Annotated in this window: 12 protein-coding genes and 2 tRNA genes; 11 read left to right on the top strand and 3 right to left on the bottom strand. The window is 68.3% G+C overall.

Features of this window, described 5'->3' with window-relative positions:
• The 4 genes from AC4PWQ_RS04090 to AC4PWQ_RS04075 all read left to right on the top strand — a co-directional run.
• A partial coding sequence (locus AC4PWQ_RS04090; protein WP_492089824.1) for a choice-of-anchor M domain-containing protein occupies positions 1-914 on the top strand: 914 nt, incomplete at its 5' end.
• A 101-nt stretch (positions 915-1,015) separates the two neighbouring features.
• Complete coding sequence (locus AC4PWQ_RS04085; RefSeq protein ID WP_371153009.1) at positions 1,016-1,786, top strand: anchored repeat-type ABC transporter ATP-binding subunit; 771 nt, start codon at positions 1,016-1,018, stop codon at positions 1,784-1,786.
• On the top strand, positions 1,783-2,697 hold the full coding sequence (locus AC4PWQ_RS04080; RefSeq protein WP_371151582.1) for an anchored repeat-type ABC transporter permease subunit: 915 nt from the start codon (positions 1,783-1,785) through the stop codon (positions 2,695-2,697). The genes AC4PWQ_RS04085 and AC4PWQ_RS04080 overlap by 4 nt, the downstream gene beginning before the upstream one ends.
• Positions 2,694-3,635, top strand: coding sequence for a lysozyme family protein (locus AC4PWQ_RS04075; RefSeq protein ID WP_371151583.1), 942 nt, complete (start codon positions 2,694-2,696; stop codon positions 3,633-3,635). Before AC4PWQ_RS04080 ends, AC4PWQ_RS04075 begins: the two co-directional genes overlap by 4 nt.
• 362 nt (positions 3,636-3,997) lie before the next feature.
• Here AC4PWQ_RS04075 and AC4PWQ_RS04070 read toward each other — a convergent pair whose 3' ends face one another.
• The gene (locus AC4PWQ_RS04070; RefSeq protein ID WP_492089823.1) at positions 3,998-9,058 is read right to left on the bottom strand and encodes a cell wall-binding repeat-containing protein; all 5,061 of its coding nucleotides are present in this window, start codon (positions 9,056-9,058) and stop codon (positions 3,998-4,000) included.
• Positions 9,059-9,349: 291 nt separating this feature from the next.
• Positions 9,350-9,955 carry a TetR/AcrR family transcriptional regulator gene (locus tag AC4PWQ_RS04065; protein ID WP_371153010.1) on the bottom strand — a complete coding sequence of 202 codons (606 nt, stop codon included), beginning with the start codon at positions 9,953-9,955 and terminating at the stop codon, positions 9,350-9,352.
• 107 nt (positions 9,956-10,062) lie between these two features.
• Here AC4PWQ_RS04065 and AC4PWQ_RS04060 point away from each other — a divergent pair.
• Positions 10,063-10,134 (top strand) — tRNA-Gln (locus tag AC4PWQ_RS04060).
• A 213-nt stretch (positions 10,135-10,347) separates the two neighbouring features.
• Positions 10,348-11,328, top strand: coding sequence for a ribose-phosphate diphosphokinase (locus AC4PWQ_RS04055; RefSeq protein ID WP_371151585.1), 981 nt, complete (start codon positions 10,348-10,350; stop codon positions 11,326-11,328).
• A 110-nt stretch (positions 11,329-11,438) separates the two neighbouring features.
• Here the strand turns inward: AC4PWQ_RS04055 and AC4PWQ_RS04050 are convergent, their stop codons facing one another.
• Positions 11,439-12,641, bottom strand: coding sequence for a pyridoxal phosphate-dependent aminotransferase (locus AC4PWQ_RS04050; RefSeq protein WP_492089822.1), 1,203 nt, complete (start codon positions 12,639-12,641; stop codon positions 11,439-11,441).
• A 166-nt stretch (positions 12,642-12,807) separates the two neighbouring features.
• On the opposite strand from AC4PWQ_RS04050, the gene AC4PWQ_RS04045 reads away from it, so the two are divergent.
• The 5 genes from AC4PWQ_RS04045 (at position 12,808) to rplA (ending at position 15,454) form a co-directional block, all read left to right on the top strand.
• A tRNA-Trp gene (locus tag AC4PWQ_RS04045) sits at positions 12,808-12,883 on the top strand.
• A 58-nt stretch (positions 12,884-12,941) separates the two neighbouring features.
• Complete coding sequence (gene secE, locus AC4PWQ_RS04040) at positions 12,942-13,178, top strand: preprotein translocase subunit SecE (RefSeq protein WP_371151587.1); 237 nt, start codon at positions 12,942-12,944, stop codon at positions 13,176-13,178.
• A 42-nt stretch (positions 13,179-13,220) separates the two neighbouring features.
• A complete protein-coding gene (gene nusG, locus AC4PWQ_RS04035; protein ID WP_371151588.1) occupies positions 13,221-14,024 on the top strand; it encodes a transcription termination/antitermination protein NusG in 804 nt (267 codons plus the stop codon).
• A 212-nt stretch (positions 14,025-14,236) separates the two neighbouring features.
• Positions 14,237-14,668, top strand: a complete 432-nt coding sequence (gene rplK / locus AC4PWQ_RS04030; RefSeq protein ID WP_371151589.1) for a 50S ribosomal protein L11 — start codon at positions 14,237-14,239, stop codon at positions 14,666-14,668.
• Positions 14,669-14,740: 72 nt separating this feature from the next.
• Complete coding sequence (rplA, locus tag AC4PWQ_RS04025; protein WP_371151590.1) at positions 14,741-15,454, top strand: 50S ribosomal protein L1; 714 nt, start codon at positions 14,741-14,743, stop codon at positions 15,452-15,454.
• The last annotated feature ends 34 nt before the right edge of the window (positions 15,455-15,488 follow it).

The following is a 15,488-nucleotide window of genomic DNA, read 5'->3' as shown; positions in this document are numbered from 1 at the left end:
ACAACCCAGTCTTGGGACCCATAGACGTTTTTCGTGCTCGCTTCACCAAGTTCGCTGACGGCCAGTGGCGCCTGATGATCCACGACGACCTGGCCCGCCTGGAGCAGGGCGCGGCCTCCGTGTGGCGCTACCCGGACAACACGGTGCTGCGCGTAGCGGACGCCGGCAAGCTGCCCGTGCCCGCAGACCCGGCCTACGAGTTCGTGGGCGCCCCGGCAGGCAGTGACGTCTGGGTCATCCCCCAGACCCAGAACCCGCAGGTGGTGTGGCTGGGCTGGAACACCCAGGACCCGCAGGTGATGGAACGCATCGACCGGGGCGTAACCATGAGCCTGCAGCGCGTGCAGGGCCCCGGTGTGATGACCATGTACCTGCAGTCCGGCTCCTTCGGCGAACCCCAGCTGCTGTGGGATTCGCGCGTCACCGAACCGCAGTCGATCTGGGTGGACGTCAACACCCACACCCACTCCAACTGGGTCTTCACCGCGCCGGGCGTCTACCTGGCCGAGGTCAAGGTGGCCGCCGACCTGATCGACGGCTCCACCGTGGAGGACGTGCAGGTGCTGCGCTTCGCGGTGGGGGACGCCACCACCGACGCCGACGCCCTGGCCGTCCAGCTTCCCGGCGCCGCGCCCTCCGTCGAGGCCAGCACTAATGGGGACGACGCTGCCGCGCCCGCAGATTCCCCCACGCAGGCCGCACCGCCCGCCGACGCCGCAGGCTCGGGCCTGGTGGTGGTCCTGTACGTTGCCATCGCCGTGGTGGCCCTGGCGCTCGTGGTGGGCGTGGTCCTCACCCTGGTGCGCTCCAACCGGGCCCGCCAGCGCGAGGGAATGGAACGCGCCCGCGCCTCCAAGCAGGCCGCAGGCCAGGACGACGCCGCCCAGCGCGGCAGCGGGCAGGAGAACAAGTGAGCCAGGCGGTAGTAGGGGGCGCTAGGGCGGCAACGTCGGCCAACCGCGCCCAGGCGGCGGCGCAGGCCTCCACGGAGAAGGCGCCGGCGGGGACGTCGTGCCTGCACCAGCCGGGCAAGGCGGCCACGCTAGAGGTGAGCGGCCTGGCCGTGGACCTGGGCGGGCGGCGCGTGCTCACCGACGTCAACCTGGACGTGCGGTGTGGCGAACTGACCGCGCTAATCGGCCCGAACGGGGCCGGCAAGACCACCCTGCTGCGCTCCGTGCTGGGCCTGCAGGCCGCAGCCGAGGGCAGCGTGCGCGTGGAGGGCAAGCGCGTCTCGCCCGGCAAGGTGGCCATCGGCTACGTGCCCCAGCGCCACGAGTTCGCCTGGGACTTCCCGCTCTCCGTGGCCCAGGTGGTGCTCACCGGGCTGACCGGGAAGCTGGGTTGGCTGCGCCGCGCCCGCGCCGAGCACTGGCAGGCCGTCTACGAGGCCCTGGAGCGCGTGCAGATGGACCACCTGGCCACCAGGCCCGTCGGGCAGCTCAGCGGCGGCCAGCGCCAGCGCGTCCTGGTGGCCAGGGCGCTAGCCCTAGCCCCCGCCCTGCTGCTGCTGGACGAGCCCTTCACCGGCCTGGACATGCCCACGCAGGAACTGCTCTCCGCACTATTCGTGGAGCTGGCCCACGAGGGACGCGCCGTCCTGATGACCACCCACGACCTGCTGGGGGCAATGGACAGCGCCGATCGAGTGATCCTGCTCAACCGCACCGTGGTGGCCGACGCGCCGCCTGCACAGCTCGCCCAGAACGCCGGTGCCTGGGTGGAAACCTTTGGCGTGAGTCAGGACTCCGCCCTAGTACGCATGATGAAGGTGGCGTTGAAGTGAACCCGCTCGATTTCTTTGCTGACCTGTTCAACCCCAACCTGGCTTTCCTCCCCAAAGCACTGGCCGTAGCCATGATGAGCTCCCTGGTCTGCGGAGTGGTGGGCACCTACGTGGTCCTGCGAGGGATGGCCTTCATCGGTGACGCCGTGGCCCACGCCGTCTTCCCCGGGCTTGCAGTGGCATTCGTGGTGGGCGGCAACCTGGTGCTGGGCGGCACCGTGGCCGGTGTGCTCACCGCAGTGTTGGTGGCCGTACTGTCGTACAACCGTCGGCTGAAAGAGGACTCGGTCATTGGCATCCTCTTCGTGGCCGCATTCGCCCTGGGAGTGGTCATCATCTCCCAGGCTCCCGGCTACGCCGGTTCCCTGCAGAGCTTCCTGTTCGGCTCCATCACCGGCATCCCCACCGAGGACCTCTACGTGGTGGGCGGCACCGGGCTGGCGATCCTGCTGCTCCTGTGGGTCTTCCACAAGGAGCTGGTCACCGTCTCCCTGGACCGCGAGTCCGCGCGCGCCCTGGGCCTGCCCGTGTTCTGGCTGGACCTGCTGCTCTACGTGCTCGTCACCCTCGCCGTGGTGATCTCCATCCAGACCATCGGCAACATCCTGGTCCTTGCCCTGCTGGTCACCCCGGCCGCCACCGCCCGCCTGCTCACCGACAAGCTGGGCACGATGATGCTGCTGGCCCCGGCTGTGGGCGTGCTGAGCGCGTTCGTGGGGCTGTACCTGTCCTGGTCCTTCGACCTGCCCACCGGCGGCACCGTGGTACTGGTCCTGTCCGGCTTCTTCCTGCTGGCCTGGCTGTTCGCGCCCCGCCAGGGGGTGCTCACCGCCCGCCTGCGCTCCCACACGGAGGCCGCCGAGCGGGCCGGCATGCGCCCCGTGGCCCAGGCCAGCGAGGTGCGCGCGTGAACGAGATCAAGCAGCTCTGGCTCTCCGTGGGGACCGTGAGCGCCGCCGCCCTGGCCGTGGCCGCCCTGGCCGGCGCCGGGATCCTGGCCTCCCAGGGGAACGGCGAGCAGGATGCCGCTGCGGCGGGTTCTGTGGCGGATGCGGTGCGGCCCACCGTCCTGCCCACGGGCGTTCCGACGGCGCCCACCACGGTCCTGCCCACCACGGCCGCCCCGGCCGCGGCGGCCACTTCAGCCGCCACCGGGGCCAGCGCTTCGGTCGCTACTGGCGGCGGCGCGGCTAGCGGGGCGGCGGGCGGAACGTCGACCACCGAGGCGGCGAGTGCGCAGGCGGGCCCGCAACGGGCGCTGACAGAACTGGTGGACGCCAAGTGGCTGCGTCAGACCGCGCGGGCCACCGGCGTCCCCGAGCGCGCGCTGGCCGCCTACGCCGGCGCGGCGATCCACCTGGAGCAGACGCAGCCGGCGTGCCGCCTGGGCTGGAACACGCTGGCCGCGATCGGGCAGGTGGAAAGCGAGCACGGCAGCCTGAACGGTGCCAAGCTCACCGCGAGCGGCGAGGTCAAGCCCGGCATCCGGGGCGTGCAGCTGCGCGGGCAGGAGGAGGCCGGACAGAGCCTGGCGCGCATCCCCGACACCGACGGCGGCCGCGTGGACGGCGACCCGCAGTGGGACCGTGCTGTGGGCCCCATGCAGTTCCTGCCCGGCACGTGGGCCAGCTACGCCAGCGACGGCAACGCCGACGGTGTGGCCAGCCCCGACCAGCTGGACGACGCTGCCCTGGCGGCCGCCCGGTACCTGTGCTCGGCCGGCCGCGACCTCTCCGTGGCGGAGAACTGGATCGCGGCGGTGAAGGCCTACAACGACTCCGCCGAGTACAACAACCGCGTCGCCGACGCCGCCCAGCAGCTGGCCGACAAGAGCCCGTCCGGGCGCTGAGGCCCCCGAACTGGCGCGCGCCTCGGCCCAGCCCTGGATCCAATCTCGACGTTTGGCGGTGGATCTCGACGTTTGGCGGTGGATCTCGACGTTTGGCGGTGAATCTCGACGTTAGCTTGGTTGCGAACGTCGAGTTGAGTGTTCGAACGTCGAGTTGAGCACTCGAACGTCGAGTTGCGATGCGCGCCGAGACGTCCCCGGCCCCCAATCCCACCGAAACCTGTCAATGCGCGCCGAGCCTTGTCGATAGTGGCCCCTCCAAGGACAAGTTTCGGCGTCAGTGGACAAGTTCCGGCGCGAGCAAAGGCGGGGGGCGGGCTGTTAGGAAAACAGCCCGCCCCCGCCGCGGTTTACCGTCTAGCTCACGGGCGCGTCAGCGCCTGCAGCTGGATGGCCACGAGGTTGGAGACGGCCCCGTCACCGCCGGCCACGCGAACCCAGTTGAAGGAACGCGCACCCAGGAAGGTGGACACCCGGGAGGAGAGCGCCGCCTTCGGGGTCAGCAGCAGGATGCCGCCCCGCTGGGCCATGAGCGCACCACCCGAGAGGGCGTCCGGGTAGCTCTCGCCGCTGGCCACCAGCACAGACTTCGCGTTCGGGATGAACTGCTCGGCTGCGCGAACGGCCGTGTCGTAGCGGTCTGCACCCACCACGCGCTTAGTGGCCAGGTCGCCGGCCGCAGCTGCGGCCGCGCCACCCAGGACCACGACCTCCGGGGCCCCCAAGCGGCGCACCTGAGCCGCCACAGCGGAAGGCATCGACTTGCCGTTGGTCAGCAGCACCACGCCGTTGCCTGCAGCGGCCACGGGACCACCGGCAAGGGCGTCGGCGAAGTTGGTGCCGTCCACCAGCACAACGCGGCCAACCTTGACGTTGCGGCCCGCGTAGACGTCCCGGGTGCGGTCGGCCAGCTTCTGGGCCGTCTCGAAGCGGTTGCCTCCCTGCAGGCGCTCCACCGTGAAGCCCATGTCTCGCACGGCGCGCTCGGCACCCCGCGAGATCGTGCCGTAGCCACCAACCAACAAGACCTTGACCGCGCCGGCGGCCTTTGCCGTAGTGAGCGCGGCGGTGGTCTTCGGGTCCAGCGTGCCGGCCGGGGTGAGAATCACCGGGGCCTTCAGCGCAGCCGCCAGCGGAGTGGCCGCCAGGGCGTCGGCGGCGTTGGCGCCGCTAGCCAGGACCACGGTGTCACCCCAGGTACCCGCAGCAGCGATCTCCATGGAGGTGCCGTAACGGGAGCTACCGGCCAGACGCCCGAACGAGTAAGGCTCGGTCCCAGGCGGGGTGGGAACGGTCGCCGTGGCGGTCGGCTCGGGCGTTGCCGTCGGCTTGGGCGTCGCGGTAGCGGTGGCGGTCACCGACGGCTTTGCAGACGCACTGGCAGACGAGCCGGGCGCCGCGCTCGCGGTGACACTCGCGCTCGCGGAAGCGGAAGCGGAGGCGCTCGGCGGCTGTACGGGCAGCACCGGGAAGGTGAAGCTCCACTCGGCAGGCTTGTCCTTGTCCAGCGCGTAGCCGGGCTTGGCCTCCGCCTTGACCACGACGGGCGTGCCGCGCGTGAAGCTCGTGTAGTTACCGGTGACCTGGGTGCCGCCAATCTTGTAGATGACACCGTCAACGCTGGGGATCACCAGCATGTCCCCGTCGGCGGTGGCCGGGTTGGGGTCCACGAACCGGGGAGCGGTCGGGGTAGCCACCTTCGGCAGCACCGGGAAGGTGAAGCTCCACTCGGCAGGCTTGTCCTTGTCCAGCGCGTAGCCGGGCTTGGCCTCCGCCTTGACCACGATGGGCGTGCCGCGCGTGAAGCTCGTGTAGTTACCGGTGACCTGGGTGCCGCCAATTTTGTAGATGACACCGTCAACGCTGGGGATCACCAGCATGTCCCCGTCGGCGGTGGCCGGGTCGGGGTCCACGAACCTGGGCGGCTCGGGCGCCACCTCGAGGGCAACGGGCGCGTAGGTGTAGCGCCAGGTGGTGACGCTGCCGGGGGTGAACACGAAGCCGCCCTTGGGCACTGCGGTCACCACGGTCTCCTCGCCGCGCTTGACGTTGTAGACGTCGCCGGAAACCTCTTGGCCGTCTACCAGGTAGACCACGCCGGGGACGATCGGGATGACGATCTTGTCACCCTCCGCAGTGGTCTTGTCCGGGTCAACGAAGGTGGGGGCGACCGGCGTGGCGACGTCGGCCGGGACCAGGTAGACGTGGCTCCACTCGGAGGGGGAGTTGGCGGTGAACGCGTAGCCGTGCGCCGGCTCGGCGGTCACCACCACAACCTCGCCACGAGTGAAGGCCGTGTAGTCACCGGTGACGATCTGGTCGTTGATCCGGTAGACCACGCCGGTCACGTTCGGGATCACGATCTTGTCGCCCTCGGCCGTGTTCGGGTCCGGGTCAACGAACTCGGGAGCCAACGGCGTGACCATCGTCGGGTTTTCCACCGTGGGAATGTGACGGGTGATCTGCGTGGACTGGATCCGGCTGGTGGCCAGGTTGCGGGTGAAGAACGTGGAGAGCCGGATGTTCGTGATCGGGCCGGCCGCACGGATGGGCAGCGCGGAGAGCCCGTCCACCGGGACGGCGTAGTTACCGGCGCGCGTGATCTCGGGGGCCAGAATGCGGGCGTGGTCTGGGGCGAACGCCAGGTTGTTGTTGATCACCGGCGGCATGCCGTTGGAGCCGGCGTCGGGAACCCACTGGGAGCCGAGCCCGGTCAGGCCCGCCACGGAGAAGCCGAAGGCCACCTGGCGGTTGTTGATCTGCTCAGCGGTGTATCCAAGGGCCCGCAGCGGCACCTCGATGCCGACCACGTTGCTGTCGAACACCGGCATGTCGCTGTCCTGGGGCAGACCGAACAGCTCGGTGGTGGCCACCGGGTGCAGGGTCGCCTTGGGGTCGGCCTGGCGGGTGGCGTCGTCCTGCGTCTTGTTGTGGATGAACGTCTTGGTGTGCTTGTCGCCGCCCATCTTGACCACCGCGTGGTAGATGTCGCCGTTGTCGGCGGCGTCGGTGCGGTCGATCTTGACGTGGAAGCGGCCGAAGTCGGTGCCCAGGCGGTCCCACGGGTTGGAGGTCTCGACTGAGATCAGCACGGAGGCGTTGTCGGGCTGGCCGGCCGCGATCATGTCGTCGAGGTTGGTGGCGATACCGACGCGCACAATGTCCATTGCCGCCTGGGAGGAGTTGGCGAAGGCGGGCTGGACGGGGCGCTCCACCAGCAGGCGCGTGGTGATGGCGAAGTTCTCGAACTTGCCCTTACCACTGCCGGTGGAGATCGAGTCACCGGTCAGAGCGGCCTGCATGGTCACCGGGCTGGAGGCGCCGGCGTTCTCGAAGGGCAGCATCACCTTCTTGGCGACGGTGACGTCGCTGGCGGGGCGGGGGGCTACGTGGACGGGCAGGCGCAGGTTCTGCGCGCCGGTGCCCACCAGCCAGCCGGCCTCCTGGGTGACGTAGTCAAGCTTGTCTTCCTCGGTGCCATCGCCCAGGCGCTGCATGACGCTGGGGTCGGTCACCTCCACCTTGACGCTGACGGTGACGCTGCCGTCGGAACCCCCCGCTACCGGGGCGGGCACGGTGACCTGGGCGGGCTCGACGGTGACGTTCACGCCCGCCATGTCAACGGCCGGCCGGTAGCTGAGGTCCAGCTCCTGGGCCTCGTTGGTGAGGTTTTGCAGCACGACTTCCTTGGTCTTGCTCCAGCCGGCGGCGGGAACGTCCACGATGCCGAAGGTGAGCGAGACCAGGTCGGTGTTGTCGCGGGAGGTGGCTATGACCTTGGACTTGGTGGCGGCGTCGATGTTCACCAGGCCCGCACCACCGCGGATCGGGCTGGCGGGGTTGCCCACCCCGTCCTTGATCTCGACGGCGGAGTTCATCAGGGCGGCCTTGAGGCGCTTGGGCTCCCAGGTGGGCTGCGCGGCGGCCAGCACGGCGGCGGCGCCAGCAACGACGGGCGCGGCCATGGAGGTACCGGTCTGGGCCACGGAGCCGTCGCCGGTGCCGACGGCGGCGGAGGTGATGCCGGCGCCCGGGGCGGCCACGTCGGGCTTGATGATGCCGTGGCTGCCGTGCTTACCGCGGGAAGTGAAGAAGGTGACGCGCATATCGCGCTTGGCGCGGGCCTCTTCCCAGTCGGTGTTGCCCTGCAGCTGGGGCCAGTCGCCGTTGTCGTAGCGGGTGGCGCCGACGGTCAGGGTGTAGGGCGAGCCGGCCGGGAAGCCGCCGATGTCGGCGTGGTTGCCGTCGTTGCCGGCGGAGACCACCACCAGGGCGCCGCGCTCGGTGAGCTGACGAACCTGGACGCGCCCGATGTCGTCGTGCGGGGCCCACGGGGAGCCCAGGGACATGTTGACCACGTCGGGGAAGGTGCCTTCGGTGGCGCGCTCGGGGGCGAGCAGCCAGTCGAGGGCGGGCTCGGAGTAGCCACCGCCGGAGCAGCCGAAGATGCGCAGGGACAGCAGGCGCGCCTTGGGGGCCATGCCCGGCGGGGTCTTCATCTTGGCGAGCTGGTCCGGGGTGAGGGTGGCGTAGTCGCCGGTGAAGGTGGAGCCGTCGGCGTTCACGCCGCGTCCGGCGATGGTGGCGGCCACGTGGGTGCCGTGACCACCGGAGGGGTGGGCGGCGTTCGGACAGACCACGGCCGGGGCCGCGTCGAGCGGGTTGTTGTCGTGGTGGTTCTGGCCGCTGATGGGGGCGCCGTCGCCGGCGAAGTCGCGGCCGCCGATAACCACGGCGGAGGGGTAGTCGGCGGAGTCGGCGTTGTTCTTGCGGGCCTGGTCGGTCCGGTATTGCTCGTAGTTGCCGTCGCCGCCGAAGGTCTTGTGGGTGTAGTCGATGCCGGAGTCCACGACCGCTACCAGGGCGCCCTCGCCGAGCTTGCCGGCGGTCCAGGCCAGGTCGGCGTGGGTGGAGGCCGTGGTGGCGCCGTTCATCGGGTAGACCTTGCGGATGGGCTCGATGCCGGCCACCTGCGGGTGGTTTGCCAGGGCGGCGAGCTGCTCGCCGGTGGCGTCCAGGGCCACGCCGGGCACGGAGTTGGTGAGCTGGAATACTTCCTCGGCTTCGGGGACCAGCTCGGTGATCTGGTCGATCTTCGCCTCGATTTCGTCGCGGGTGTCTTGCGCGACTTGCTCAATTACTCGCTCTGCCTCCTCGCCCTCCAGGCCGTGCGCGGCGGCGAAGGCGCGGGTAGCGGTGTTTTCGGTGCGGAGCCTGACGAAGTAGGTGCCTGGCTCCTGGGAGGTGTAGTCGATGAAGTCTTCCGCGGTGTTGTAGTCCGCGTCCGTGCCGTCCTCAGCGACTGCTGGGGGAGTGGGGTTTTCGTACGGTGTGGCGACCGCTGGTTGGGCGCCTAGCGCCACCAGGGCGCTACCGGCAAGGGCAGCAACCAAGGCGTTCCAGCGTGAGCGGGCCTTTGTCATGGTGTTTCCTTATCGATTTAAAGGATCTTCCGGCATTCGCCTCCCTAGCTCCGGTGCTGGGAAGTTGTCTGAAGAATTGTCCTTTACACAGGGAGAAGTTCCCACATGCGGCGGGACGCAATAGTGTGATATTGGCGGCGTTTATAGGTGGGGCGCCTGGGGTACGACGTTCCGCCCGGTTGCCTTGATCGGTGCGGCCGGTGGGCGGCGTCGGCCAACGTGGGTACGACGTTCCGCCCGGCCGCCTTGATCGATGCGGCCGGTGCCGTTAGGGGCCGGTGGGGCCTTTTCCTACTGCTCGGCGGAAATGGTCAGCAGGCGCGGGTGCGGGTCAAGTCCCCGAAGGCCGTTCCACACCAGGTTGACCAGGTGGGTGGCAACCTCGTCCTTGGTGCGGGAGTCGTCCTCGAGCCAGTACTGGCCGGTAAGGCCGTAGAGGCCAACCAGCATCTGGGCGTAGAGCGGGGCGACGTCGGTGGGGAAGTTGCGGCGGGCGAAGGCCTCGGCCAGCAGGTCCTCCACGGCGCCGGCCACCTCGCCCATCACGGAGGAGGAACTGGAGGTGAAGGCCGTCGGGGAATCGCGCACCAGGATGCGAAAACCGTCGGTGGATTCCTCGATGTAGGTCATCAGCGTGTAGACGGTGCGCTCCACCATCTCCCGCAGGTTGCCGCCCGCCGCCAGGGAATCGCGGATCGCGGAGGTGAACGCCTGCACCTCGCGGTCCACCACCACCGCGTAGAGGCCCTCCTTGCCGCCAAAGTGCTCGTAAATGACCGGCTTGGAAACCCCGGCGCGCGCGGCGATCTCCTCGACGCTGGCGGCCTCGTAGCCCTTCTCGGCGATCACTTCACGGCCAACAGCTAGCAGCTGCTCGCGGCGCTGTACCCCGCTCATGCGGGTGCGGCGGGTAGGTTCCATGTCTCCATTTTGCCCGGAAGATGGCACAATGTTCACTGCCCGTTTCCGGCCGGTGGAGTGTCAGTTGTGGCCGAGCGGGCAAGTCCGCCCTGGTGTAATGGCAGCACGCAGGTTTTTGGTGCCTTGCGGTTTGGGTTCGAATCCTAAGGGCGGAGCGGATTGCGGCGCCTCAGCGCCGGTTAGGGCGGGGAGTCGCGCGGCGGCCCCCGCCCCTTTCCGTTCCGGGCCCGCAGATGTCGCCGCTACCACAAGATGGGGCGGACCTGAGGCGTACAACCACTGCCTGTGGACGGCTAGAATGGCCCAGTACCTCAATCCGCCGCCGCAGCCACCGACGGTTCGGCGCGCCCACCGTGGAAGGCTAGGGAATGACCGGGATCATCACCTCCGGAGAAAAGCGACTGGTACTAGTTACGGGACGGGCACACCCCGAGCTCGCGCAGGCGGTGGCAGACGAGCTGGGCATTGAGATCCTGCCCACCACCAGCTACGACTTTGCCAACGGTGAGATTTACGTCCGCTTCAACGAGTCTGTGCGCGGCTGCGACGTCTTTGTGCTGCAGTCCCACACCACCCCGATCAACCAGTGGGTGATGGAGCAGCTGATCATGGTGGACGCCCTCAAGCGCGCCTCCGCCAAGCGCATCACCGTTGTGATGCCGTTCTACCCGTATGCGCGCCAGGACAAGAAGCACCAGGGCCGCGAGCCCATCTCCGCTCGCCTGATGGCCGACCTGTTTAAGACCGCCGGCGCCGAGCGCCTGATGAGCGTGGACCTGCACGCCTCCCAGGCGCAGGGCTTCTTCGACGGCCCGGTGGACCACCTGTGGGCCATGCCCGTGCTGACCGAGTACGTGCGCTCCCGCGTGGACACCTCCAACATCACGGTGGTCTCCCCGGACGCCGGCCGCATCCGCGTGGCCGAGCAGTGGGCGGCCCGCCTGGGCGGTGGCCCGCTGGCGTTCGTGCACAAGACCCGCGACACCACGCGCCCGAACCAGGCGGTCTCTAACCGCGTGGTGGGTGACGTGGAGGGCCGTACCTGCGTGCTGGTGGACGACCTGATCGACACCGGCGGCACGATCGCCGGCGCGGTGCGCGTGCTGAAGGACGCCGGCGCCGCCGACGTTCTGATCGCCGCCACCCACGGCGTGCTGAGCGACCCGGCCTGCCAGCGCCTGGCCGAGTCCGGCGCGCGCGAGGTCATCATCACCGACACCCTGCCGCTGCCGGCGGAGAAGCGCTTCCCGGGCCTGACCGTGCTCTCGATCGCCCCGCTGCTGGCCCGCGCCATCCGCGAGGTGTTCGACGACGGCTCCGTGGCCTCGCTGTTCGACGACACGCACTGAGCCCCCTAGTGCCCAACCGGGCTGCGCCGCGTGCGGCGCGGTGAGCGAGGGGAAAGAGCGGGTGGCCCCTGGGAAATCCCAGGGGCCACCCGCTCTTTGGCGTACCGGGATCAGCCGTTGTTGATGAGCTCCTTGATGCGCCCGATGCCTTCCTCGATGGCGGCGTCGGAGGTCGCGTAGGAGAAGCGCAGGAAGCCGGAGGGGCCAAAGGCCTCGCCGGGAACCGCAGCCACCTCGACCTCCTCGAGGATGGCGGTGGCCAGGTCCGCAGAGGAGTTGATGTCGCGGCCACGAATCTGGGTGCCCATCAGGCCCTCCACGCTCGGGTAGGCGTAGAACGCGCCGCGAGGCACGGGCACCTGGAAGCCGTTGATCTCGGAGAGCAGCTTCACCATGAGCTGACGGCGGCGGTCGAAGTGCCCGCGCATCTCGTCCACCGCAGTCAGGTCGCCGGCCACGGCGGCCAGGGCCGCCTGCTGGGCGACGTTGCACACGTTGGAGGTCAGGTGGGACTGGAAGTTGGTGGCGGCCTTGATGACGTCCTTGGGGCCGATCATCCAGCCGACTCGCCAACCGGTCATCGCGTAGGTCTTGGCCACGCCGTTGAGCACGATCGTGGTGTCTGCCAACTCGGGCAGGAGCTTGACTAGGTGGGTGGGCTCGGCGCCTTCGTAGAGCAGGTGCTCGTAGATCTCGTCAGTGATAATCCACACGCCGTGGTCCAGGGCCCACTGGCCGATTGCCTTGGCCTCCTGAGGGGTGTAGACCGAGCCGGTCGGGTTGGAGGGAGAGCAGAAAAGCAGTGCCTTGGTGCGCTCGGTGCGGGCGGCCTCCAGCTGCTCGACGGTGACCTTGTAGTCGGCCTCGGCGCCGGCGAAGACGGAGACGGTGCGGCCGCCGGCCAGGGCGATCATCTCCGGGTAGGAGGTCCAGTAGGGGGCGGGCAGGATCACCTCGTCGCCCTCCCCGATGATCGCGGCGAAGGCCTGGAAGACGGCCTGCTTGCCGCCGTTGGTCACCACGATGTCATCGGGGTGGACCTCGTAGCCGGAGTCGCGCAGCGTCTTGGCCGCGATGGCCTCGCGCAGCGCCGGCAGGCCCTTGGCGGGCGAGTAGCGGTGCATGGCCGGGTCGGAGGCGGCCTTGATGGCGGCCTCGACGATGTAGTCCGGGGTGGGGAAGTCGGGCTCGCCGGCACCGAAACCGATGACGGGGCGGCCGGCGGCCTTCAGGGCCTTCGCCTTGGCGTCCACGGCCAGCGTGGCGGACTCGGCGATGGCGGCAAGACGGGGGGAAATGCGAGAAGTGTTCACGGCACGATCGTGGCACGGATGCCCCGGGGCGTTCAACGCGATTTCGCCCAATTTTGCTATCTGAAACTGGTGTGGCCGACACAGCATTTGGGTTTTTCGCGTTCACCCCGTAGACTTCCGCAGGTCGAGGTTCACGGGACGCTCACGCGGCCGGTGGAAACGACGAAGGGCAGTGGCGCAATTGGTAGCGCACCGGTCTCCAAAACCGGCGGTTGTGGGTTCGAGTCCCGCCTGCCCTGCCATGCTGGATCGGCGAAGCTGAACCGCATACCTGGTACAAGCAACACCTGGGGGTACTTGATGAGCGAGGCGAAGAAGGGCCAAGAGCAGTCGGTCGCGCAGCGCCGTGGCTTTTTCGCTCGCATCGCACTGTTCATCCGCCAGGTGATCGCTGAACTCAAGAAGGTCGTAACCCCGTCTCGTGACGAGCTGTGGACCTACTTCCTGGTAGTGGTCGTGTTCGTGCTGGCCGTCATGGCCTTCGTCGGTGTTCTGGACTTCATCTTCAACCAGCTGGCCAAGCTCGTCTTTGGCTGAGCAGGAGCTTTTGCCGAAGTCGATTCTTCCTAGGAGTCAATCGTGACTGCCAATGCAAACCCCTTTGAGCCCCTTGCTGATGAGGTGCTGGACGACGTCGCGGTTGAGCCCGTTGCTGACGAGGCCGAGGTTGTTGCCGACGTCGAGGTAGCCGAGGTGGACGACGTTGCCGCCGACGCTCCTGCCGAGGAGGCGGAGAGCGAAGTTGAGGCCGTTGACCCGGTGGAGCTGTTCCGCGAGAACCTGCGCTCCCTGCCCGGTGACTGGTACGTGATTCACTCCTACGCCGGTTTCGAGCGCAAGGTGAAGGCGAACCTGGAGACCCGCATCGCCAACTTCGAGATGGAGGACTACATCTTCCAGGTCGAGGTGCCGATGGAAGAGGTCGTGGAGCTCAAGGCCGACAACAAGAAGAAGACGATCTCCCGGATCCGCATCCCCGGCTACGTGCTGGTGCGCATGGACCTGACCGACGAGGCCTGGCGCCTGGTCAAGGAGACCCCGGCCGTCACCGGTTTCGTGGGTGACGCTCGCAACCCCGTCCCGCTGAGCGAGGACGAGGTCATGAACATGTTTGACCCGCTGATCAAGGCTGCGGTGCGCGAGCACCAGAAGACCCTGGACAGCGTCTCCGCTGAGGACCAGGCTGCCGCCGCCCCGGACGTGTTCATCGACCTGGAGGTCGGCGAGATCGTCAAGGTCATCGACGGTCCGTTCGAGGACCAGATGGCGGAGGTCTCCGAGATTCACCTGGAGGCTCGCAAGCTGACGGTGCTGGTGACGATCTTCGAGCGTCAGACGCCGGTGGAGCTGAGCTTCGGCCAGGTGGAGAAGGTCACGAACTGATCCTCCCAAGTGGTCGCTGGCCGGGGCTGTGCCCCGGCCAGCGCCGTTCTGGGTGGAGATTGCTGTGACGAGTTACACCGGTGAGGTGTCCGCAATTAGCGGTAAAATGCTCGTTTGTGCGCCCTCGCGGTGCACCGGCGCTTTGGCGCCAACCGGCAGGGGCCAGGAAGACAGCCCCTGACGTAAGTGGAATACAAGAAGGATGTACATCCATGCCCCCGAAGAAGAAGGTCACCGGCCTCATTAAGCTGCAGATTCAGGCCGGTGCAGCCAACCCGGCGCCGCCCGTGGGTCCCGCCCTCGGTCAGCACGGTGTGAACATCATGGAGTTCTGCAAGGCCTACAACGCTGCCACCGAGTCTCAGCGCGGCAACGTTATCCCGGTCGAGATCACGGTTTACGAGGACCGCTCGTTCACCTTCGTGACCAAGACCCCGCCGGCCGCGGAGCTCATCAAGAAGGCCGCCGGTGTGCAGAAGGGTTCTGCGACCCCGCACGCCTCGAAGGTTGCCACCCTGTCCGCCGCTCAGGTCCGCGAGATCGCGGAGACCAAGCTGCCCGACCTCAACGCTAACGACGTGGACGCTGCCGCGAAGATCATCGCCGGCACCGCGCGCTCCATGGGCGTGACCGTTACCGACTGAAAGTAGTTCGCTTAGGCGAACAGTGGCAGGGCCTGCGCGGCCCGTTCACCACGAATAGCAAGGAGTAAAGCTATGGTAAAGCGCAGCAAGAGCTACCGCGCCGCAGCGGAGAAGATCCACGCCGGCGTGCTCTACACCCCCCTGGAGGCCGTGCGCCTGGCCAAGGGCCAGAGCGCTAAGTTCGACCCCACCGTCGAGGTTGTCTTCCGCCTCGGCGTTGACCCCCGTAAGGCTGACCAGATGGTGCGTGGCACCGTCAACCTGCCGCACGGTACGGGTAAGACCGCCCGCGTGATCGTCTTCGCCGTTGGTGAGCGTGCCGAGCAGGCCCTCGCCGCCGGCGCCGACGAGGTGGGCGGCGACGAGCTGATCGCCAAGGTCGCCGGTGGCTGGACGGACTTCGACGCCGCCGTGGCCACCCCGGACCTGATGGGCAAGGTGGGTCGCCTGGGTCGCGTGCTGGGTCCGCGTGGCCTCATGCCGAACCCGAAGACCGGCACCGTGACGATGGACGTGGCCAAGGCCGTCACCGACATCAAGGGTGGCCGCATCGAGTTCCGTGTGGACAAGCACTCCAACCTGCACTTCATCATCGGTAAGGCTTCCTTCTCCGAGGAGCAGCTGGTGGAGAACTACGCGGCTGCGATGGAGGAGATCCTGCGCCTGAAGCCGGCCACCTCCAAGGGCCGCTACATGGTCAAGGGCACCATGACCACCACGATGGGTCCGGGTATCCCGCTGGACATCACGAAGACCCGCAACCTGCTCGCCTCGGACGCCTCCTGAGGTAGCGCGTAAGCAGAGCTAGTGCGCCGGGGTA

Source organism: Buchananella sp. 103232 (assembly GCF_058725725.1).
This window is presented reverse-complemented; position numbering and strand designations above follow the sequence as displayed.